Annotated in this window: 13 protein-coding genes and 1 riboswitch; of the genes, 3 read left to right on the forward strand and 10 right to left on the reverse strand. The window is 64.4% G+C overall.

The window, feature by feature from the left end; translation table 11 throughout:
- Nucleotides 1–26 precede the first annotated feature (26 nt).
- The 5 genes from CCD76_RS08090 to CCD76_RS08110 all read right to left on the reverse strand — a co-directional run bounded on the left by CCD76_RS08090 (nt 27) and on the right by CCD76_RS08110 (nt 6,242).
- The gene (locus CCD76_RS08090) at nt 27–1,100 is read right to left on the reverse strand and encodes a PA0069 family radical SAM protein (protein WP_087719016.1); all 1,074 of its coding nucleotides are present in this window, start codon (nt 1,098–1,100) and stop codon (nt 27–29) included.
- Between the two features lie 162 nt (nt 1,101–1,262).
- A complete protein-coding gene (locus CCD76_RS08095; protein WP_179208878.1) occupies nt 1,263–3,116 on the reverse strand; it encodes a TonB-dependent receptor domain-containing protein in 1,854 nt (617 codons plus the stop codon).
- Between the two features lie 185 nt (nt 3,117–3,301).
- Nucleotides 3,302–3,572, reverse strand: a riboswitch (cobalamin riboswitch).
- A 52-nt stretch (nt 3,573–3,624) separates the two neighbouring features.
- Nucleotides 3,625–4,482: an OmpA/MotB family protein gene (locus CCD76_RS20365; RefSeq protein WP_087719018.1), complete on the reverse strand. Its 858-nt coding sequence runs from the start codon at nt 4,480–4,482 to the stop codon at nt 3,625–3,627.
- Nucleotides 4,479–5,297 (reverse strand): motility protein A, encoded by an 819-nt coding sequence (locus tag CCD76_RS08105; protein WP_087719019.1) that lies wholly within the window; start codon nt 5,295–5,297, stop codon nt 4,479–4,481. Before CCD76_RS08105 ends, CCD76_RS20365 begins: the two co-directional genes overlap by 4 nt.
- 141 nt (nt 5,298–5,438) lie before the next feature.
- Nucleotides 5,439–6,242 (reverse strand): glycerophosphodiester phosphodiesterase family protein, encoded by an 804-nt coding sequence (locus CCD76_RS08110; RefSeq protein WP_087719020.1) that lies wholly within the window; start codon nt 6,240–6,242, stop codon nt 5,439–5,441.
- A gap of 383 nt (nt 6,243–6,625) precedes the next feature.
- On the opposite strand from CCD76_RS08110, the gene CCD76_RS08115 reads away from it, so the two are divergent.
- The 3 genes from CCD76_RS08115 (at nt 6,626) to CCD76_RS20370 (ending at nt 9,105) form a co-directional block, all read left to right on the forward strand.
- Entirely contained in the window at nt 6,626–7,198 is a 573-nt protein-coding gene (locus CCD76_RS08115) for a hypothetical protein (RefSeq protein ID WP_087719021.1), read from the forward strand.
- Between the two features lie 115 nt (nt 7,199–7,313).
- On the forward strand, nt 7,314–8,291 hold the full coding sequence (locus tag CCD76_RS08120) for an NADPH:quinone reductase (protein WP_087719022.1): 978 nt from the start codon (nt 7,314–7,316) through the stop codon (nt 8,289–8,291).
- 235 nt (nt 8,292–8,526) lie between these two features.
- Nucleotides 8,527–9,105, forward strand: coding sequence for a septal ring lytic transglycosylase RlpA family protein (locus CCD76_RS20370; protein WP_256961208.1), 579 nt, complete (start codon nt 8,527–8,529; stop codon nt 9,103–9,105).
- Between the two features lie 488 nt (nt 9,106–9,593).
- On the opposite strand, the gene CCD76_RS08130 is transcribed toward CCD76_RS20370, so the two are convergent.
- The 5 genes from CCD76_RS08130 to betA form a co-directional block, all read right to left on the reverse strand.
- On the reverse strand, nt 9,594–12,062 hold the full coding sequence (locus CCD76_RS08130) for an acyl-CoA dehydrogenase (protein WP_087719023.1): 2,469 nt from the start codon (nt 12,060–12,062) through the stop codon (nt 9,594–9,596).
- 195 nt (nt 12,063–12,257) lie between these two features.
- Nucleotides 12,258–15,359, reverse strand: coding sequence for an efflux RND transporter permease subunit (locus tag CCD76_RS08135; protein ID WP_087719024.1), 3,102 nt, complete (start codon nt 15,357–15,359; stop codon nt 12,258–12,260).
- Nucleotides 15,356–18,475, reverse strand: a complete 3,120-nt coding sequence (locus tag CCD76_RS08140) for a multidrug efflux RND transporter permease subunit (protein ID WP_087719025.1) — start codon at nt 18,473–18,475, stop codon at nt 15,356–15,358. Before CCD76_RS08140 ends, CCD76_RS08135 begins: the two co-directional genes overlap by 4 nt.
- Entirely contained in the window at nt 18,472–19,728 is a 1,257-nt protein-coding gene (locus tag CCD76_RS08145; RefSeq protein ID WP_087719026.1) for an efflux RND transporter periplasmic adaptor subunit, read from the reverse strand. The genes CCD76_RS08140 and CCD76_RS08145 overlap by 4 nt, the downstream gene beginning before the upstream one ends.
- 392 nt (nt 19,729–20,120) lie before the next feature.
- Nucleotides 20,121–21,809 carry a choline dehydrogenase gene (betA, locus tag CCD76_RS08150; protein ID WP_087719027.1) on the reverse strand — a complete coding sequence of 563 codons (1,689 nt, stop codon included), beginning with the start codon at nt 21,807–21,809 and terminating at the stop codon, nt 20,121–20,123.
- Nucleotides 21,810–21,874: the final 65 nt, after the last annotated feature.

Here is a 21,874-nt window from a genome sequence, read left to right on the forward strand (position 1 = left end):
CGGCCGCGCCTGCCAGGCGGGAAGCGTCAATCGAACAGATCCTGCTGGGCATGAGGCGCACGGAATCGCGTGGAGTCCAGACCCAGGTCGGCCCGCCGTTCCAGCCCCAGGCGAGCGGCCGCCCGGCGGAAACGCTGGCCGATCATGTCCACGAACAAGCCGTCGCCGGTCATGCGATGACCGAAGCGGCTGTCGTTGTTCTGGCCGCCTCGGGACTGGCGGATCAGGCTCATCACCTTGCCCGCGCGCTCCGGGTAGTGTTCCTCGAGCCAGGCTTCGAACAGCGGCGAAACCTCGCGCGGCAATCGCAACAGCGTCCAGCTGGCGGTGCGGGCGCCGGCATCGGCTGCACGCGTCAGCAGCGTTTCGATCTCGCTGTCGTTGATGGCGGGGATCACCGGCGCCACCAGCACGCCCACCGGCACGCCGGCTTCATGCAGCTCCCGAATGACCTTGAGCCTTGCCGCGGGAGAGGCGGTGCGCGGCTCCAGGGTGCGTTTCAGCTCGTTGTCGAGCGACGTCAGGCTGACGAACACCCGGACCAGCCGCTCGCGCGCCATCTCGGCGAGCAGTTCCCGATCGCGCAGAATCAGCGCGCTCTTGGTCACCAGCGTGACCGGATGGCGGCACGCCAGCAGCAGCTCCAGCAGCGAACGCGTCGTACCGTGCTGCGCCTCGATCGGCTGGTAGCAGTCAGTGTTGCCGGAGAGATTGATCGGCCGGCAGACATAACCCGGTTTGCACAGCTCCTCGCGCAATCGATCCGCCATGCCGGTCTTGGCGATCAGGCGCGTCTCGAAATCGATGCCGGGCGACAGATCCCAATAGGCGTGGCTGGGGCGGGCATAGCAGTAGATGCAGCCATGCTCGCAGCCGCGATAGGGATTGAGAGAGCGGTCGAAGCCCAGGTCCGGCGACTGATTCCAGGAAAGCGCCGAGCGTGGCGCCTCGAACTGCACGTGCGTCGAGATGCGCTCCGGCAACGCCTCCTGCCACCAGCCGTCGTCCTCGACGGTGCTGTGTGTCGGCTGGAAACGGTTGTCGGGGTTGTAGGTCGCGCCGCGGCCTTTCAGCGGGCCGGGTCGAGAGGGAGACGACATGGCAGCGACTCCTATAAATGCTGTTTATATATACAGTATCACTCCGCGCGGTCGGGGAAAAACTGTTTAAAGAGGGAAGAGGGAAGAGGGAAGAGGGAAGAGGGAAGAGGGAAGAGGACGAAGCGGCGCCGTGGTGCCGGCGCCGCTGAAGAGGAAAAGCGGTTAGAAGCTGAGTTTCACGCCGCCTTCGAGGTATCGGTCCTGGGTATTGTAGCCATCGACCAGTTGGTAATCCTTGTCGAAGGCATTCTCCAGCTTGGCCGATAGCTCGACGGTCGGCGTGACCTGCCAGGCCGTGCGTAGATCGACGACGCCGTAGCCGGCGTTAATAGCGTCGCTATAGTCGCTGTCGGGACGTTCTTGAGCGGCGCGTAGCGTCATGCCGACACTGACTGCGTGGTAGCGGTAGTCTGCATCGATACGTCCGTAGAGTTCGGCGCGTCTGGCCAACTGGTCGCCGGTTTCACGATTCTCGGGATCTTGATGTGTCAGTGAGGCATTCAGACTCAGGCTGCCATACGTCCAGCCGCCTGATAGCTCGACGCCTCGGATTCTCGCTTCGTCGACATTGTAGTAACGGTACTTTCCGTCTGGCCCTGTCTCGGTGTTGAGCAGATCGTCGATACGGTTCTCGAAGATCGATATCCTTCCGTGCCAGCCGTCGCGCTGATAGGACCAGAAGAGTTCGGTAGATTTGGACTTTTCGGCATCGAGGTCGCGATTGCCGTAGTCCCCATAAGGGCTGGCGCTATAGAGTTGATAGAGCGTCGGTGCTTTGTAAGCGGTGCCATAGCTCGCGCCGAATTGCTGGTAGGTCGTCAGCTGGTAGGCATAGGCGATGTTGCCGGTGGTCTTGTCGCCGAATAGCGAGTCATCGTCGTAACGTAGAGAACCGCTAAGTTGGTGGCGACCGTATTCACGCTGGATCAGTCCATAGATCCCGTAATTTTCTCGACTGTCGCGGTTAATAGAGTCCCAGATGCTATCGTAATCAATTGCCTCGTGGCGGTAGTCCACGCCTAGGCTTTCTATACCATGTTCATGAGTGAAGGTGTGCTGAATGCCCAGTTCATCGCGCTTGGTCTTGGCTAGTGTCTCTCGTTGGCCGTCGTTGCGATCATCGCGGCGTTCGTCGAAATGTCCGGCGGTCAGGCGCATGTTCCAGTCAGGTTCCAGCGCCACGTCCAGATTACCGCTGAAGCTTTGTTGATAGCCTTCGCTGGTATAGTTGCTGGCACCCCCGTAGTCGTAGTCGCTGTCAAAGTCCTGGCGCAAGGCTCGGAAACTGCCCTGAACGCTATCGCTGAAGCGATGCGACAGCCCGACCTGGGCGCCGGTGGATTCGAAGCCGTCATCTTCGCCGCTGGTGTCGTCCTCGGTGGCATTGAAGCCATCGCCATCGCGATGGAACAGCGTCGCATTGAGGCGTGTATCCGCGTTGCCCGTCGCCACGTAGGCGCTCTGCTTGCCGAAACCATCCTCTCCCGCGCGCAGATTCAACTCGGCTTGGGTACCTTTGCCGCCGTTGCGAGTGAAGATTTGAACGACGCCGCCGATGGCATCGGAACCGTAGGCCGCGGCCCGTGGGCCGCGTACAATTTCGATCCGCTCGATCATATCGGGGGAAAGGAACTCCAGACTGGAGGCACCGTTCGATGAAGCGGCGGAATTGATGCGTACACCGTCAATCAATACCAGGGTGTGATTGGAGTTCGTGCCGCGCATAAAGAGACTTGAGACTGTTCCCGGTGAACCGCTTTGGGTCATCTCGATCCCGGCCCGGCCTTGCAGCAGCTCGATCACGCTATCAGCCTGGCTGCGTTCGATCTCGTCGCGATCGATAATGGTGGTGCTGGCCAGTACGTCGGCCTGTGATTGCGGCAGGCGATTGGCGGTGACCTGGACGTCGCCGAGCTGCTGCGGGTCTTCGACGTACTGCTGGGCCTGGGCCGACAGCGTGGTCATGGCCATGGCGAGCGCGACGCCTGAGGCGACGGCATTCTTCTTATAACGCATGTGATGTGATCCCCAACTGCGTTGTGCCCCGCGGTTCATCGGCACTGTGGCCGGACGCGATGACACGGAGTACTCGAAACGAGTACTGAACGAATACGCAATGGGAGGACGGACGTGACGATGCCCGCCTCGGACGTCATGGAGTCCGGGCAGGGGAGCCGCCACTGGATGAGCCCTCCGCATCAACCAGTGAAGAGAAACGCGCCGGTCTCCGGACTCTCACGCGATGACCCAGGCGGTAAACCCTGGTCATCCGACACGCACGCCTTCCCATGTCGATGGACGTTCCCTTGAAGTTCCCTCGAAGGGCAGTCCATGCGATCACAGTGGCTGGATGGCCTGGCGGCGCATCCGGTGGTGTCGAAGAAAACGCTATGTTTTCTAACGCAATTACCGTTGCGGGGGCAGTGCGGGGTTCTCACCCGCTTCCCGAGCACACGTCTCTCGACGCGCCGGATTGTCGCAGCTTCCTTGCGGCAAGTGAATCCGAATCGGGAAACCGGGGCTGTCACGGTGTCGGCGAGCTGGGCTCCTGCAGTACCAGCTCCACGCGGCGGTTGCTGGCGCGGCCGGCCGGGGTGTGGTTGCTGGCCAGCGGGTGCGTCGAGGCATAGCCGATCGCGCGCAGCCGGTCGCCGTCTAGGCCGGCCTGGCGCAACACGCGAACCACCGCCGAGGCGCGCGCCGCCGACAGTTCCCAGTTGGAGGGGAAGCGGGAAGTCGAGATCGGTACGCTGTCGGTATGACCCTCGACGGAGATGGTGCCCTTGAACTCCTGCAGCATCGGGATCAGCTTTTCGACCAGTTGCCTTCCGCTATCGCTAAGCCCGACCGCACTGCTGTCGAACAGCAGGTGATCCTGAATGCGCAGGTTGAAGCCGTGGGGAATCGCGGTGACCTCGACGCCGTCGATCTGCGGCAGTACGGGCGTCGGTTCGGGATCGGGCAAGTCGAACAGCGGCACGCTGAACGCCATCGGCGTCATGGCGAAGATCTCGGTGGGCGCCGGCTTCGGTTCGGGCGAGTAGAAGCCGATATCGCTCGCCAGCGGCGCCGGCTTGAGCTGACGCGGCGGCTGGTAGAACTCGCCGATGTCGGCCAGCGGCAGTCTCGGCGGCGGTTTCAACGCCGGGATGTGCAGCGGCAGCGCCGTGACGGGCGGCGCCTCGGTCACGTCCCGGTCGATGAGCTGGCCGCCGTAGAGCGCCAGCATCAGTACGAAGAACGTGATCAACAGCATGAGCATGTCGAGGTAGCTCATCAGCCACGAATCGCTCTCGCTGTTCCGCCCGCTGTCGACCAGGGGGTCATCGTCGAACAGCAGATCGGCGAAGGGGCCGCCGGGGGAGATCGCGGCCTGGCTCATGCGGACTCGGCCGGCGCGTCGGCGCTCTGCGGTCGGCGAGCATCGCGCATTTCGTCGCGGTGCTCGGCGCGGTAGGTGTTCAGGGCCTCTTCGATGAACGACGGCAGGCGGCGCTTGCTGACCATGATGACGCCTTCCAGGATCAGTGTCATGGCCATCAGCCGGGCCTCGGTGCGGCGTTCGAGCTTGACCGCGATCGGCTTGAACACCAGGTTGGCGAGCAGGATGCCGTAGAAGGTGGACATCAGCGCCACTGCCAGGCGCGGCCCGATCACCGCCAGGTCGCCGGCCTGGATCACCTCGAGCATGTTGATCAGGCCGACCAGGGTGCCGAGCATGCCGAAGGCCGGCGCGTAGACGGCCATGGTTCGCAGGATCTGCGCTTCGGCTCGCTCCTTGGCCTTGACCCGAACCATGCGCCAGCGAAGCATCTCGCGGATCTCTTCCTCGCGGGTATTGGCAATCACCATCTGCATGCCGGTGCGCAGGAAGGGGTTGGTGGTGCTCTCCAGCGCGCCTTCGATGGCGCGGATGTTGCCGCGGCTCCAGTGGCGGGACATGTCGATCAACTGATCCAGATCGCTTTCCAGTTCGCTGGCCTGGGGTTCGCGCCGGAATACCACGGCGACCTGCCGGCACAGCCGCTGCATCTCCTGAAGGGGGTAACTGATGAAACTGGCTGCCAGCGTGCCGGTGAGCACGATTGCCAGCCCCGGCAGGTTGAAGAAGCTACTCGGGGCCTGGGCAGTGAACAGCACGACGGTCGCCAGCAACAGAGCACTGGCGATGATGCCGATGAGCGTGGAAGGATTCATGAACGGCTCGCAACCTGGTAAACGGGCATGGTGCCCATCTTAAGCCCGAGGGCCCACCGTCAAAGGCGCTAATTGGCGCGTGTATCAGGCGCTTATTGTCGGCGGGAATGCGTCGGCGAGCGGTGATCGATGTAGCCAATCTCAGGCGTCGTCGTCCGTCCGGCGCGCTGCCGCCTCCCTGGCGTGGGTGACGAAGCGCGTCGGATCGTCGCTGATCACGCCATCGACGCCCCAGTCCCAGAGCTTTTCAAAGGTGACCGGATCGTTGGCGGTGTAGCAGAACAGCTTGATCTCCTCGTCGGCGATCTCCTGCGCCCGCTTGATCTTCAGCTTGCGCCAGTCGAGGTGGAGGCTGTAGGCGGAGAGGCGTTCGGTTTCCAGCCACCAGCGCTTGGGCGCCTTGTCGTCCAGCACGCCGAGGCGCAGGCGCTCGGGGTCGGATTCCAGCGCCCGCGCGGCGGTCAGGGCATGGCGGTCGAACGAGGAGACGATCAGCTTGTCGGCCGGCAGCGCTTCCAGCGTCGGCGGCAGGGCGGCCTGGACGAGCTCGATGGCGTTGCGGCCGCGGCACACCTTCAGTTCCAGGTTGAGCCCCATGCCGAGTCGCTTGATCAGCTCGAGCATCGCCTCCAGCGTGGCGATCGGCTCGCCGCGATACTGGGCGCCGAACCAGCTGCCGGCGTCCAGTTTGGCGGCGCTTTCGGCATCGAGCTTGAACAGCTTGCCGCGACCGTCGGAGCAGCGCTTCAGACCCGCGTCGTGCCAGATGACCGGCGTTCCGTCGCCGAGCAGCTGAACGTCGAGCTCGACCCATTGGCAACCGGCATCGTGGGCGGCCTGAACCGCTACCAGGGTGTTTTCGGGGGCTCGCGCGGAAAGGCCGCGATGGGCGATGTAGCGGGGCGTGTCGTTGTCGGCGCTATCGGCGGGGCGCGGCTGGGTCATGCGGTCAGAGTCTCCGTCGAACACCGGGGCAGGCGTTCATGGCTGTCGTGAGCGAGGGGCGAGTATAGATCGGTGGCAGTCGCCGCCAAAAGGTCGACCTTCGGTCACCGCGCGCACGGCGTCAAGGCGAATCCTCGTCGGGTCGGGTGCGGATCGCGTCGGCCGGCTCGAAGTCTAGCCGAACGAGGTTGCAGGTCGATGACGGCGCGTTGGATGATTCGGGGGATACTAGGTCTGTCGGCGTACACGGGGAGCGTGGTCGAGGGTGGATTGTGCTAGGCTGCGCGTTTTTGCCCGGCGCGCCATTTGCTGGCGGTCCACGCGATAGCGTCGCGCCGATGTTATTCGTCATGAGTGCGGAAGAGTCCGTTGAAGAGAGTCCGATGAAGGTCGTTCACGTCAAGAACCCCGAAACCCGCGAGGCGTGCCTCGCCAAGCTGTGCGCCAGTGTCTACGGGCAGAACGCGGGCCTGGCCCCGCTGGTGACGTTCGCCGGTACGCTGGGCGTGTTGTTCGAGCAGGACGCTGCCCGGCTCTTCGCGCTGACCGAAGATGACGGCACCATTCTCTGCCTGGCGCTGATTTCTTCCGATGTCGACGGCGGGACCATGGAAGTAGGCATGCTGTCGACGCCGGAGGGGAAAGGCAACACCCGGCATAGCCGGCAACTGGTCAAGACCCTGGCGGAAAAGGCGCCGCTGCGTGTGACGGCCGGCGACGAGGCGGGAGAAGCATTCTTCCGGCGTTGCGGTATCGAGCGCTGGGTCGATGGTGAAGGCGGCCTGCGTATCGGTCTCGGGCCGCTGCATCCGGCGCCGGTGAAAGGGGCGCTGCCCGACATGGTGCGCTTCAACGGTGACGGCATCGTGCGGACCTTCAAGCAGCAGCCGAAGACCTTCGAGGAGTACAAGACGCGCTTCGTCGCTGCCCTGGAACGTTACCCGAATAGTTTGTAAAGCCGGCTTCGACCAATGTCTGACGGCACACGGCGCGTGCCGTCCCTGACTTGACCCGCCTCGGGAATGGCGCTTGGATGTCAGGCCGAGAGTCATCACCCAACAAGGAAACGTCATGGCCAAGCGTATTCAGTTCGCCCGCACCGGCGGCCCGGAGGTTCTCGAAACCGTCGAATTCGAACCCGTTGCCCCCAAGGCGGGAGAGGTCAGGGTCAAGAACCACGCCATCGGACTCAACTTCATCGATATCTACTTCCGCACCGGTCTCTATCCGGCTCCCTCCATGCCATCCGGCCTGGGCACCGAAGGGGCCGGGGTGGTGGACGCGGTCGGCGAAGGCGTGACCCACCTCGAAGAAGGGGATCGCGTCGCCTACGCCCAGGGGCCGCTCGGCTCCTATTCGGAATATCACGTGCTGCCGGCGGACAAGGTCGTCCAGTTGCCGGAGAGTATCTCCTTCGAGACCGCCGCGGCTGCCATGCTCAAGGGCCTGACCACCCAGTATCTGCTGCGCCAGACGTTTCCGCTGGAAGGGGGCGAAACCATCCTCTTCCACGCCGCCGCTGGCGGGGTGGGGTCGATCGCCTGCCAGTGGGCCAACGCCCTGGGCGTCAAGGTGATCGGTACCGTCGGTTCCGCCGAAAAGGCCGAACTGGCCAAGAAGAATGGCGCCTGGGCAACGATCAACTACCGCGAGGAAGACGTGGTCGAGCGCGTACGCGAGCTGACCGGCGGCGCGATGGTGCCGGTGGTCTATGACTCCGTCGGCAAGGATACCTGGATGACCTCGCTGGACTGCCTGGCGCCGCGCGGCTTGATGGTCAGCTTCGGCAACGCTTCCGGCGCGGTCGAAGGTGTCAACGTGGGCATTCTCAACCAGAAGGGCTCGCTCTATCTGACGCGCCCCAGCCTCAACGGTTACGCCGATACGCGGGAGCGCTTCGAGGAGATGTGTCTCGATCTGTTCGACATGCTCGAGAGCGGCAAGGTCAAGATCGATGTCGCCCAGCGCTTCAAGCTGGAAGAGGCCGGCAAGGCGCAGGAGGCGCTGGCGTCACGCCAGACGACGGGATCCACGATTCTGATCCCCTGAGCCATCGCTGCCAATGCAGAGGCCGGGGTCGCCCAAACGGGCGACGCCGGCCTTTTGGTTCCCTGATCGAGCGACGGTCGCGACGTGGGCGACTCTGCCATCGCGTTCACTTTATTTGGCCGCTTTCGTGAGTCGATCAGCGATTGTCGTTGTCGTAGTACGACGATGGCGCCCGCATTCCGCCAGTTTCTCCGCGGGGCGTCGAGGCCAGATGATCCATGCCAGGTCAATCACGATGACATTCGATATCACCGACGACAGGCTCTCGCCGGCAAGGCCGGCACCCTCTCGAGAACGCCGTGTTCGAAAGACGCTGTTCGCCACTGCCATCGCGTCGATCCTGCTGGCGGGCTGTGCGTCGCCCTATCACCCGCAGGGCTGCGAAGCGACTTCGTCACCGCCGCCGGTGGCCGCGACCGGCAAATCCGGCAGCAAGCCCGGCAAGAAGGAGTCCGCCAGGAGAGACGCCAGCGTCAAGCGCAAGGCCGCCGACACGCGGGCCAGCGCGTCGCCGATGGGCAGGCCGCGCCGGGGCGAGGCGACCTACTATGCCTCCTACTTCGAAGGGCGACCGACCGCCAGTGGCGAACCCTACGACAGCCAGGCGATGACGGCGGCGCACAAGACCTTGCCGTTCGGGACCAAGGTAAAGGTGACTGCGCTGGATTCCGGCGAGACGGCTGTGGTGCGTATCAACGATCGTGGCCCGTTCGTCGACGGTCGCATTATCGATCTTTCCCGGAAAGCGGCGGAGCAGCTCGGCATGGTTCACGAGGGTGCCGCCGAAGTGCAGCTGCAGGTGTTGGGGCAGTAGATCGTAATCTGCATCTGCATCTGCATCTGCATCTGCATCCGTATTGGGTCGTAAAGCGGGGGGCTTCTGCTTAGCGGGACTTCTGCTTAATGAGGGGTAAATCGCTGACAACGTTTCCGAACGTCGCCAAAGCCACCTCAAGCACCTGCCAAGACCGTGCTGGACGACAATCGCTAAGCTGGGTCTTGCGACATGGATGTCGCAAGAGGCATGCCGGGACAGGGATGTCCTTGCATGCCGACCCAAAGCGCGAGCGATTGATCGGCCAGGGTTTCACGGTCTTGTGGTGCTAAAAGAGGGGGAGCGGCGAGGGGGCGAGCGTTAAGCCCCCTCGTCATCATGAGCGATAGATAGGTAAGAGCGCGACAGTTGTCAGTTTACCTCGCCAGAATAGGTTGCTTTGGCAAAGGTTTTTTCATCAAGCAGAGACTCCCCTCGACAAGCAGAAGCCCCGCTCGATGAGCGGGGTCTCTGTGGTCTGGCGGGGGTCAGGCAACGGTTTCGTCGGTCTGGCGGCTGGCGCTTTCGCTGCTCTGCCGCATCGCGAAGGCGTCGAAGGCGAAGTCGTCCACCGTCAGCATGTCCAGCACTTCGGCTTCATGCGCGCGCATGAACGCGGCGTCTTCGTCGTTCAGCAGCCCGGTTTCGTGGGCCGCGTCGATCCACTGTTCGGGGTGCAGCGCGACCTCGGGCAGGGCTTTCTTGACTCGCGCCTTGTTGAGCGTGCGATAGATCGCCTCGGCGCGCTCGGCGTTGGCCAGCAGCGCGTTGTAGCGTGCCAGCGGGTTGTCCTTCTGTCCTTCCTCCCAGGTATCCCAGGTATTGCGCGTCAGCTTGTGGCGCAGCGCGCTGTCGGTAGAGATCGCTCTGGCAATCTCGCGGGTCAGCGTATCCTGCGGCTTGTGCCAGCGACGCCCCAGCGGTTGCGTGACGAACGACAACGTATTGGCCAGCGCCCGGTTGGGCAGGTTGTCGAACAGGTCGATCAGCGCCTGCTCGGCACGATTCAGCAGCAGCCGGCAGCTGTAGTGGAATAGCGCGGCTTCGTTGTCGACGCGATCGGTTTCGTGCCACTGCTTGAGCACCATCGACATCAGATAGAGGTTCGACAGCACGTCGCCGAGACGCGCGGAAATCATCTCGCGCTGCTTGAGCTTGGAGCCGAGGCTGGCCATCGCCGCATCCGCGCACAGGCTGAAGGCGGAAGAGAGCCGGGCGGCGTCCTGCGCGTAGGGCGCGGCAATCGCGTCGAAGGGCACCTTGGACCGGCCCAGACCGAGCGCCTGAGTGAAGGCGCGCGCGCCGTTGCCGAAGATCAGCCCGATATGGCGGAAGAACAGCCGATCGAAGGCCTCGAAGTCGTCGGCATCCTTGGCCGCCAGTTCCTTGAGCACGTAGGGATGACAGCGGATCGCGCCCTGACCGAAGATCATCAGGTTGCGGGTCATGATGTTGGCACCTTCGACGGTGATCGAGACCGGGTTGGCGCTGTAGCCGACGCCGAGATAGTTGCGCGGGCCGAGCGTCACCGTGCGGCCACCGTGAACGTCCATGGCATCGGCCAGCACGTCGCGCTGGAACTCGGTCAGCTGGCTCTTGAGAATCGCCGACGGCACCGCCGGCTTGACGCCGTGGTCGATGGTGTTGGCGGTCTGCATGACCGCCGCCTGGGAGATGTAGGCCTTGGCGGCGATGCGCGCCAGCGGCTCCTGCACGCCTTCCATGTCCGCCACGGCGATGTTGAACTGGCGACGAATCCGCGTGAAACCGCCGCTCCAGCCCACCGCGTAACGGCCGATACCCGCGGCGCCGGAGGGCAGAGTGATGCAGCGGCCCACCGAGAGACACTCGACCAGCATGCGCCAGCCCTGGCCGGCCATGTCGAGCCCGCCGATCAGATAGTCCAGCGGGATGAACACGTCCTTGCCGCGAATCGGGCCGTTCATGAACGGGCTGCCGATGGGATGGTGGCGACGACCGATCTGCAGGCCTTCCGTCTCGCGGGGAATCAGCGCGCAGGAGATGCCGATATCGCTCTCGCCGCGCTCCAGCAGGTTGTCCGGGTCGAACATGCGAAACGCGAGACCGACCACCGTGGCGATCGGGGCCAGCGTGATCCAGCGTTTCTCGAAGGTCAGCTTCAGGCCCAGCACCTCTTCGCCATCGTGCATGCCGCGGCAGACGATGCCGACGTCCGGGATCGAGGTGGCATCGCTGCCGGCGCGTGGCCCGGTCAGCGCGAAGCAAGGGACGTCACGGCCATCGGCGAGGCGCGGCAGGTAGTGATTCTTCTGTGCTTCGGTGCCGTATTTCAGCAGCAGCTCACCGGGGCCGAGCGAGTTGGGCACGCCGACCGTGCTCATCAGGGTTTCGTTGAAGGCGAGCTTCTGCAGCACGGCGGATTGCGCCTTGGCCGAGAACTCGAGACCGCCGTAGGCCTTGGGAATGATCATGCCGAAGAAGCGTTCCTTCTTCAGATAATCCCACAGCGCTTCCGGCATGTCGGCACGCTCGCGGGCGATTTCCCACGCGTTGCACATCCCGGCGGCCACGGAGCACTGGTTGTCGATGAACGCCTGCTCCTCTTCGCTCAGGCCGGCATTGTTGAAGTCGAGCAGCTTCTGCCAGTCGGGGCGGCCGCTGAACAGCTCGCCATCCCAGGCGACGGTGCCGGCATCCAGCGCGACGCGTTCGGTTTCGGAAACGCGCGGCGCGATCTTCTTGAACAGCGAGAACAGGCGCGGCGACAGCCACAGGCGGCGGATCGGCTTGAGGCCACAGGCGGCGACGCCGATCGCCGCGATCAGCAGCAGCGTGCCGATGACGCCGGCACCCAGCGCCAGCCCGACGAGTCCCAGCACGGCAAGCACGGCGATTGCCGCGAGCGCGCCGGCTTCGCGACGCATGACGACCAGACAGCCGATGACGGCGAGGACGATGAGCAGCAGTGTGATCATGACGAGCTCCGAGAGGGAAAACGAAATTCAGACGAGCGTTTGAATTTGGTTTTCAGACTAGCCGATCCCGTGACGGCTGACTAGAGCCGCCGGGATCATCCTTTGGGACTATTGGTGACGAGCGACGAGCGACGAGCGACGAGCGACGAGCGACGAGCGACGAGCGACGAGCGACGAGCGACGAGCGACGAGCGATCACGCTTCGCGGGTCTGTGTCGACTCTATGTGCCGCGGTCGCAGCCGACGGTGGAGCCGGTCGAGATAGAGATAGACCACCGGCGTGGTATAGAGCGTGAGGATCTGGCTGACGATCAGCCCGCCGATGATGGTGATGCCCAGTGGCGCCCGCAGGCCGGCGTTCTCGTCGGTGCCGAGCAGCAGCGGCAGCGCGCCGAGCAGTGCCGCCAGCGTGGTCATCATGATCGGCCGGAAACGCACCAGCGCGGCATGGCGAATCGCGTCCTGCGGCGTCATGCCCTGGTCGCGCTCGCAGACGACCGCGAAGTCGACCAGCATGATCGCGTTCTTCTTGACCACGCCGATCAGCAGGATGATGCCGATCAACGCGATCAGAGTGAAGGGCGTGTCCAGCGCCATCAGCGCTAGTAGCGCACCCACCCCGGCGGAAGGCAGCGTCGACAGAATCGTCAGCGGATGAATATAGCTCTCGTAGAGAATTCCCAGCACCAGATAGACCGTGACCAGCGCGGCCAGGATCAGCCACGGCATCGCCTCGATACCGCTCTGGAAGGTGCCGGCGCTGCCCTCGAAATCGACCTGGACGTCGGTAGGAAGGTGAAGCGCGTCGACGGCCTGGCGAATACGTGTCGTGGCGTCGCCCAGCGAAATGCCATCTTCCAGATTGAACGAGATCGTCGAGGCGGCGAACTGTCCCTGATGATTGACGCTGACTGGCGTCGTGCTGCGCTCCACGTGGCTGAACGCCGAGATCGGGATCATCTCGCCGTCGGTCCCGCTGACGTAGAGATCGCCGATCGCGTCCGGCGCCTGGCGATAGGGCGCAGCCACCTCCATCACCACGTAGCGCTGCTCGTCGGCATCAAAGAGGCTCACAACCTTGCTCTGGGCGAAGGCGTTGCCCAGCGCGGTATCGATGGTGCGCATGTCGACGCCGAGACGCGAGGCGGTCTCCCGGTCGACGACCAGCTTGGCAGCCAGGCCTTCGCCACGGCTGTCGCTGTCGATGCCGGTAATGCCGTCGACCTGCTGCATCGCCTGCCGGACCTTGCCGGCCCAGTCGCCGAGCAGATCGAGATCGTCGCTCTTGAGCGTGATCTCGTACTGTGACGCGCTGCTGGAACGGCCGCCGATGCGAATGTCCTGCAGCGGAAACATGAACGTGCTGACCCCGGTCAGGCCCTGAAGACTTGCTGTCAGGCGATTGCCGATGGCCTGCGTCGAGCCCTGACGCTCGGCTTTCAGAGTGATGAAAAGCGTTGCCGAGGAGCCGCCACGTCCCGGGCCGCCGCTGCCCATGAAGCCCAGCACGCTCTCCACCGCCGGGTCGGCCTGCAGCCGCTCGCGAACCTGGCCGAGCTTGTCCGAGACGGCCTCGAACGACAGCGCCTGGTCGCCGCGCATGGTGCCGAGCAGGCGGCCGGTATCCTGGTCGGGGATAAAACCCTTGTCGACGACGGCATACAGGTAGCCGTTGAGGACGATCACGGCGACCAGCGAGAGCAGCGTCAGCCGGCGATGCTTGAGAGCGACATCCAGCGACCTGGCGTAGCCGCGCACGAACGCATTGCCGGTCGCGGTCAGGGCTCTCTCCCAACGGGGCTGGCGCTGACGTTCGGGATGCGGCTTGAGCCAGCGCGCGCAGAGCATCGGTGTCAGCGTCAGCGACACCAGCAGCGAGACGCCGATGGCCAGCGACAAGGTCACCGCGAACTCGTGGAACATCCGGCCGATGAAGCCGCCGAGCAGCAGCAGCGGAATGAACACCGCCACCAGCGAGACGCTCATCGCTGTCACCGTGAAGCCCACCTCCCTGGCGCCCAGCAGCGCGGCCTGGAAAGGCTTCACCCCCTGCTCGATATGCCGCGCAATGTTCTCGACCACGACGATGGCATCGTCGACCAGAAAGCCGATCGACACGATCAGTGCCATCAGCGACAGCGTATCGAGGGAGAAGCCGAAGGCCCACATCATGGCGAAGGTGCCGACCAGCGACACCGGAATCGCGACGCTGGGAATGATGGTGGCGCGAGCGTTGCGCAGGAACACGAACACCACTAGCACCACCAGGACCACCGCCAGCAGAAGCGTCAGCTGGGTTTCATGCAGCGAGGCCTGGATGCCAGGCGCGCGGTCGAGCTGCACGCTGAGATTGATGTTCTGCGGCAGCAGGCTGCGGATTTCGTCCATTCGCTCCCTGACGCCGGCGATGGTGTCGATGATGTTGGCCCCGCTGGCGCTGCTGATCACCAGCAGCACGGCGGGCAGATCGTTCTGGAAGCCGACGTTGTAGCGGTCTTCCACGCCATCGGTGATGGTGGCCACGTCGCCCAGGCGCATCTGCGAGCCGTCGTCGCGGGCGATCACGATCTGGCTGTAGTCGCTCGCTTTCAGCAACTGGGAGTCGGTCTGCACTTCCCAGCGATGTTCGACGGTCTGCACGAAGCCGGTGGGAGATTGGGTCGTCGCTGCCCTCAGCGCGCCGGCCACCGCGTCGAGCGTGATGCCGGCATGGTTGAGCTTGCGCGGATCGAGTGAGACGCGTACTGCCGGTGACGAGCTGCCGCCGACGTTGACGTCGCCGACCCCCGGCACCTGAGCGATGGGCGGCGCGATCTTGCTGTCGGCGAGACGATAGAGCTCGCTGGTGGGCAGCGAGTCGGAGGTCAGCGAGAGGATCATCACCGGCGCCGACGCCGGGTTGAGTTTGCGATACTGGGGGCGGCTGGTCATGGCGCTGGGCAGCAGCGGCTGGGCGTCGTTGATCGCGGCCTGGACTTCCTGCGCCGCGACGTTGATGTCCTTATCGAGATCGAACTGGATGATCACGCTGGTGGAGCTATCCGAACTCGACGAGGTCATCTGGGTGATACCGGGGATGCGGCCCAGCGAGCGTTCCAGCGGTGTCGCTACCGTCGAGGCCATGGTTTCCGGATTGGCGCCGCTCAGGCTCGCCGATACCAGGATGGTCGGGAACGACACGTTGGGCAGCGGGGCCACCGGAAGGCGCTCGTAGGCGAGCGAGCCCAGCAGTACGATGGCCAATGCCAGCAGAATCGTTGCCACCGGCCGACGAACGAAAGGTGACGACAGACTCACGATGTGACCTCGATGCCGCTCTCGTTTTCAGCGTGCCGCCAGCGCGAAGCGAGACGGTCGAAGAACAGGTAAATCACCGGTGTGGTGAACAGTGTCAGCAACTGGCTGAACAACAGCCCGCCGACCATGGTGATGCCCAGCGGCTGACGAAGCTCGGCACCGTAGCCGCTGGCGAACATGAGCGGTAGCGCGCCGAGCAGTGCCGCGCAGGTGGTCATCATGATCGGCCGGAAACGCAGCAGCGCGGCGGTGTGAATCGCCTTCTCCGCCGACATGCCGCGCTCGCGCTGCGCCTCCAGCGCGAAGTCGATCATCATGATGGCGTTCTTCTTGACGATGCCGATCAGCAGGATGATGCCGATGATTGCTACCAGCCCCAGCGAGTAGCCGCTGATCTGGAGCGCCAGCAGGGCGCCGATGGCGGCGGAGGGCAGCGTCGACAGGATCGTCAGCGGGTGGATATAGCTCTCGTAGAGAATCCCCAGCACGATGTACATGGTGACGATGGCGGCCAGGATCAGCCACAGGGTATCGCTGGTGGACTGGGTATAGGCCAGCGCTGAACCGCGGTAGTCCAGCGAGGTCTGGCCGCTCAGCGTCTGGGCCGCCGCCTGGTCGACCGCCTCGAAGGCGTCCGACAGCGAGTAGCCGTCGGCGACGGCGAACGACATCAATACCGAGGGGAACTGGTTCTGACGCTGCAACGAGAGCGGCGTGGTGCGCTCGGCCAGGGTCACCAGTGTCGATAGCGGTATCAGCTCATCGTCGTCGTTGGTGACGTAGAGGCGTGATAGCGCTTGCGGACCTTCGCTGTCGGTCGTGTTGGCGGCGAGCACGACGCGATACTGGCTGGCCTGGGTGAAGATGGTCGAGATCAGGCGCTGGCCGAAGGCGTCGTAGAGCGCATCGTCGATATCGGCGACGCTGATGCCGAGCTGGCCGGCACGAGCGCGGTCGATGATGACCTCGAGCTTGCGCCCGGCGTTCTGGACATCGCTGCTGACGTTGGCGATGGCCGGCGATTGTTCCAGCGCCGCGAGCAGTCTGGCGGCATCGTCGTTCAGCACCTCGCGGTCGCCCTGGGTCAGCGCGAACTGATACGGGTAGCGGCTGATGGTGTCTTCCAGCGTCAGATCCTGCACCGGCTGCAGGGCGAGCGACAGGCCGGGGACGTCCTGGCTTTCGCTGCGTAGCCGTGCCAGCACGCTATCCATGTCGTCGCGCTCGTCCAGCGGCTTGAGATTGATCGAGAGGCGCCCGCCGTTGAGCGTAGTGTTGGTGCCGTCGATACCTACGCTGGAGGAGAGGCTTTCGACCGCGGGATCCTGGAGCAGGCGGTCGACCAGCTGTTGCTGGCGCGCCGACATCGCCTCGAACGACGTCGATTGCGTGGCGGTGGTGATGCCGCGAATGACGCCGGTATCCTGCACCGGGAACAGCCCCTTGGGCGTGGCGAGGAACAGCAGGGCGGTGACGCCCAGTGTGGCGACCGCGACCAGCAGCGTCAGCGTCTGGTGACCTAGAATCCAGTCCAGAGCATGCTCGTAGCCCCGTGTCAGGCGACCGAACAGGCCCTGGCGATTGCGGACCATGGCCTCGTCGTCTGACGCCTCTTCGCCGTTCCCGGCGGCTTCGGGACGATGTTTCAGCCAGCGCGCGCACAGCATCGGCGTCAGCGTCAGCGAGACGAAGGCGGAGATCAGGATCGAGATCGCCAGGGTCAGTGCGAATTCGCGGAACAGCACGCCGACCACGCCACTCATGAACACCAGCGGTATCAGCACTGCCAGCAGCGAGATCGTCAGCGAGAGAATGGTGAAGGCGATCTGTCGGGAGCCTTTGAGCGCCGCCGCCAGCGGCTTCTCGCCCTTCTCGATGTAGCGGGTGATGTTCTCCAGCACCACGATGGCGTCATCGATGACGAAGCCGGTGGCGATGGTCAGTGCCATCAGGGTCAGGTTGTTGAGGCTGAACCCCGCCAGGTACATTGCGCCGAAGGTGCCGACCAGCGACAACGGTACGGCCAAGCTGGGGATCAGGGTGGCCGGCAGATTGCGCAGGAACAGGAACGTCACCATCACCACCAGCCCGATGGCGAGGATCAGCTCGAACTGCACGTCTTCCACCGCGGCACGGATGGTGGTGGTGCGGTCGGTGAGTACCTTGACGTCGACACTGGCCGGCAGGGTGTTCTCCAGCGCCGGCAGGCTCTGCTTGATGGCATCGGCGACGCCGACCACGTTGGCGCCGGGCTGACGCAGCACGTCGATGAGAATCGCGCCTTCGCGGTTGGCCCAGGCCGAGAGATAGGCGTTCTCGGCGCCATCCTCGACACTGGCCACGTCCGATAATCGCAGCACCGAGCCGTCGTCGGCCTTGAGAATCAGGTCGCGATAACCGCTCGCCGACAGCAACTGGTCGTTGGCATCGATGCTGTAGGCGCGGTAGGGGCCGTACAGCGTGCCCTTGGCCTGATTGACGTTGGCGGCATCGACGGCACTGCGTACCGCCGCAAGGTCGAGCCCGTAGGCCGCGAGCTGGCGCGAATCGACGGTAATCCGCACGGCCGGCTGGTGGCCGCCGGCCAGCTTGACCTGGCCCACGCCGCTGATCTGGGCGATCTTCTGCGCCATGCGCGTGTCGACCAGATCGTAGACCTGGGTCAGTGGCAGGGTGTCCGAACTGACGGCCAGCGTCATGATCGGCGTGTCCGCCGGGTTGACCTTGCTGTAGCTGGGCGGGCGGGGCAGGTCGTCCGGCAGCAGCGTTTCGGCCTGGCTGAGCGCTGCCTGGACCTCCTGCTCGGCGACGCCCAGATCGGAATCGAGCGAGAACCGCAGCGTGATCAGCGAGGCGCCGCCGGTACTGGTCGAACTCATGTCCTCCAGCCCCGAGATTTCGCCGAGCTCGTCCTCCAGTGGCGAGGTGACGTGAGAAAGCATCACGTCCGGGCCGGCGCCGGGATAGAGCGTGGTGACCTGGATCGTTGGGAATTCCACCTCCGGCAGCGACGAGATCGTCAGCAGCCGATAGGAGAGGGCTCCCGCGATCAGGATCGCCAGCATCACCAGTGACGTGGCGACCGGACGCAAGATGAAAAGACGAGACGGATTCATGACGCGCTGCCGTCACCGCCGGCCTGGTTCGCCACGTCACCGCTGGCCGGGTCCGTAACCTCGTCGCTCGACTCTCCCGGCAGGGCATCGCTGACTACCCGTACCCTGGCGCCTTCCCGCAGGCTGTCGACGCCATCGACGACCACGCGCTCGCCCGGCTCGACGCCGGAGGAGAGGGCGCTCTGCGAGTCCTGCGTGGCGGCCAACGTCACCTCGCGGCGGGTGACGGTATCATCGTCCTCGACCACATAGACGTAGTTGCCGTCCTGGCCGGTCTGTACCGCCGGTTCCGGCACGATCACCTGGTCGCGAAGGATCTGCGAGACCAGGCTGACATCGACGTAGGCATTGGGATAGAGGCCGCCGGCCGGGTTGTCGAAGGTGGCGCGCAGTCGAATCGTGCCCGTGGCGCTGTTGATGTTGCTGTCGATGCTGCTCAGCTGGCCCGAGTAGGTTTCGCCGTCGGTGCCGGTCACGCTAACCGCCGGATGCTCGCCTCCCTCGAGGCGCCCTCGGACCGTGTCGACATAGCGGCTGGGCAGCGAGAAGATCACCGAGATCGGATCGAGCTGGGTGATGGTGACGATCGGATCATCGTCGCCGAGCTGGATGATGTTGCCGGGGTCGACGTTACGAATCCCCACCACGCCGGTAATCGGCGCGACGATATCGGTGTAGTCGAGCTGGACCTGAGCGCTCTGGACGCTGGCTTGGTCGCTGGCGACGGTGCCCTCGTACTGACGTACCAGCTGGCGCTGCTGTTCCAGCTCCTGCTGAGACACATAGTTGGAGCCGATGAGCTTCTCGTAGCGGGCCAGATCCTCGCGGGCGGAGGCTAGCTGGGCCTGGTCCTGGGCGAGCTGGCCCTTGGCCTGATCCAGCTGCGCCTGATAGTCGCGTGGGTCGACCTGCGCAAGCTGCTGCCCTTTCTGGACCGTCTCGCCTTCCTCGAAATCCACCGACAGCAGTTCGCCTTCGACGCGGGGCCGCACGGCGACGCTCTGAAGCGGGCGTACCGTTCCCAGCGCGGTCAGCTCGATCGGCAGATCGCCCCGGCTGGCGGCCACGGCGGAAATGGCAGTCGTCATCGCGCCGCGCCCACCGGCTTGCCCGGCGTTGCCATCGGGTGCTTGCGAGTCTTCGCCTCGGCCGAACACGTAATAGGCAACGGCGGCCACGATGATCACCAGCAACAGCAACCACAGCCAGCGTAGCGGTCGACGATTCTGGGGCGACGAAGAGGAAGAGGGCATAACGGGCAACGGTCCTTGTACTGGCTTTATGACGAACTCACGACAGGGGCGGGGCTAGCGTAAAGACGAACCCAGTGTAACGGAACACTGTTCGAACAATGCGCAATTAGCGCGCAAATCATCTTCGCGGACAAAAATCGTCTATGCGGACAAAAATCATCTCTGTGGAGAAGAATCGTTCCGCGGATCGCGGATAAGAGAGCGAACGTTGCATCAGTCGTTTTCGAAGCGCAACCGCCATGGATGGCGCCGAGGACGGTGCCCGGCCAGGGCAGTGCGGGGCAGGCAGAGAGCGTGGGGAAAGGGCGTCTCAGTGCGGCAATGGCGGTCGGGCGGGCGCGTGTCGCGGGGATGGTTGTCGGTCAGGGGCGCGTCGGCGCCCCGTGATGTCGTCAGGCGCTTTTGGCCGGGGTCTGGCGTGCCGGCGCGCCGTTGGCCACGTAGTAGGGTGCGTCGGAGCGCGGCAGCGGTTCGCGGCCCCGCACACGGTCGGCGAGTTTCTCGGCGATCATGATGGTGGTGGCGTTGAGGTTGCCGGTCACGATCTGCGGCATGATCGAGGCATCGATGACGCGCAGGCTTTCGATGCCGTGGACACGGCCTTCATGATCGACCACCGCATCGTCGCCGGTGCCCATGCGGCAGGTGCCACAGGGGTGGTAGGCGGTCTCGGCGTGCTCGCGCACGAAAGCGTCGAGCTGTTCGTCGGACTGCACGTCCGGCCCCGGCGAGATTTCCCGGCCGCGATAGGCATCCATCGCCGGCTGGTCGATGATCTCGCGGGTCAGGCGAATCGCGGCGCGGAACTCTTCCCAGTCGCGCTGGGTAGACATGTAGTTGAACAGGATGCTGGGCGCACTGCGCGGGTTCCTGTCCCGCAGCTGGACGCGCCCGCGGCTTTCGGAGCGCATCGAGCCGACGTGGGCCTGGAAGCCGTGCGCCTGGACCGCGCTCTTGCCGTTGTAGCTGATCGCGATCGGCAGGAAATGGTACTGGAGATTGGGCCACTCCTCGCTGTCGCCGGTGCGGATGAAGCCGCCGGCCTCGAACTGGTTGCTGGCGCCGACGCCCTTGCCCAGCAACATCCACTCCGCGCCGATCTTCGGCTGGTTGTACCACTTGAGCGCCGGATAGAGCGATACCGGCTCCTTGCACTCGTACTGGATGTACATCTCCAGGTGGTCCTGCAGGTTCTCGCCAACGCCCTTGAGCGGATGCACGACGGGAATGCCCAGCTTCTCCAGCAGCGCCGGATTGCCCACGCCCGATCGCTGAAGAATCTGCGGCGAGGCGATCGCGCCGCCGCACAGCAGCACTTCGCGACGCGCCAGCGCTTGGCGCGGCTGGCTCTTGTGAAGATAGTTCACGCCGATGGCGCGCTGATCCTCGAACAGGATGCGATCGGTCGTGGCGTGGGTGACGATAGTCAGGTTCTCGCGCCGCTTGGCGATATCCAGGTAGCCGCGAGCGGTCGAAGAGCGCCGGCCGTTGGGCGTCGTCGACCGATCCATGGGGCCGAAGCCTTCCTGCTGATAGCCGTTGAGGTCGTCGGTACGCGGATAGCCCGCCTGCACGCCGGCCTCGATGAACGCCTGATAAAGCGGGTTATTGTCTTCCTTGGGCGTGGCAACACTCAGCGGACCGTCGCCGCCGTGATAGTCGTTGGGGCCGATATCGCGGGTTTCCGCCTTGCGGTAATAGGGCAGGCAGTCGCGGTAGGTCCAGTCCTCCAGACTGGGCTGCCTGGCCCAGTTGTCCAGATCCATGGCATTGCCGCGGATATAGCACATGCCGTTGATCAATGACGAGCCACCCAGACCCTTACCGCGACCGCACTCCATGCGACGGTTGTCCATGTGCGGTTCCGGGTCGGTTTCGAACGCCCAGTTGTAGCGCTTGCCCTGCAGCGGGTACGCCAGCGCCGCCGGCATCTGGGTGCGGAAGTCGGCGCGGTAATCCGGCCCGCCGGCTTCCAGCAGCAGCACGCTGACCGCCGGATCCTCGGTCAGGCGTGTGGCGAGCACGTTACCCGCCGAACCGGCACCGATGATGATGTAATCGAATTCCTGAGCCTGTTGCATACACACGCTCCTTCTAGAAAATTAAGCGACGAGCTTCGAGCTACGAGCTACGAGCTACGAGCTAC

This window comes from Salinicola salarius (assembly GCF_002179555.1).
In the GTDB taxonomy this organism is placed as follows: domain Bacteria; phylum Pseudomonadota; class Gammaproteobacteria; order Pseudomonadales; family Halomonadaceae; genus Salinicola; species Salinicola salarius_A.

Excerpts from the sequence above, each read along its gene's own strand:
- betA (WP_087719027.1), bottom strand. The coding sequence starts at position 21,809 with ATGCAACAGGCTCAGGAATTCGATTACATCATCATCGGTGCCGGTTCG.
- CCD76_RS08130 (WP_087719023.1), bottom strand. The coding sequence starts at position 12,062 with ATGATCACACTGCTGCTCATCGTCCTCGCCGTCATCGGCTGTCTGGTC.
- CCD76_RS08120 (WP_087719022.1), top strand. The coding sequence starts at position 7,314 with ATGGCCAAGCGTATTCAGTTCGCCCGCACCGGCGGCCCGGAGGTTCTC.
- CCD76_RS08145 (WP_087719026.1), bottom strand. The coding sequence starts at position 19,728 with ATGCCCTCTTCCTCTTCGTCGCCCCAGAATCGTCGACCGCTACGCTGG.
- CCD76_RS08090 (WP_087719016.1), bottom strand. The coding sequence starts at position 1,100 with ATGTCGTCTCCCTCTCGACCCGGCCCGCTGAAAGGCCGCGGCGCGACC.
- CCD76_RS08140 (WP_087719025.1), bottom strand. The coding sequence starts at position 18,475 with ATGAATCCGTCTCGTCTTTTCATCTTGCGTCCGGTCGCCACGTCACTG.
- CCD76_RS08105 (WP_087719019.1), bottom strand. The coding sequence starts at position 5,297 with ATGAATCCTTCCACGCTCATCGGCATCATCGCCAGTGCTCTGTTGCTG.
- CCD76_RS20365 (WP_087719018.1), bottom strand. The coding sequence starts at position 4,482 with ATGAGCCAGGCCGCGATCTCCCCCGGCGGCCCCTTCGCCGATCTGCTG.
- CCD76_RS08115 (WP_087719021.1), top strand. The coding sequence starts at position 6,626 with ATGAAGGTCGTTCACGTCAAGAACCCCGAAACCCGCGAGGCGTGCCTC.
- CCD76_RS20370 (WP_256961208.1), top strand. The coding sequence starts at position 8,527 with ATGACATTCGATATCACCGACGACAGGCTCTCGCCGGCAAGGCCGGCA.
- CCD76_RS08110 (WP_087719020.1), bottom strand. The coding sequence starts at position 6,242 with ATGACCCAGCCGCGCCCCGCCGATAGCGCCGACAACGACACGCCCCGC.
- CCD76_RS08095 (WP_179208878.1), bottom strand. The coding sequence starts at position 3,116 with ATGCGTTATAAGAAGAATGCCGTCGCCTCAGGCGTCGCGCTCGCCATG.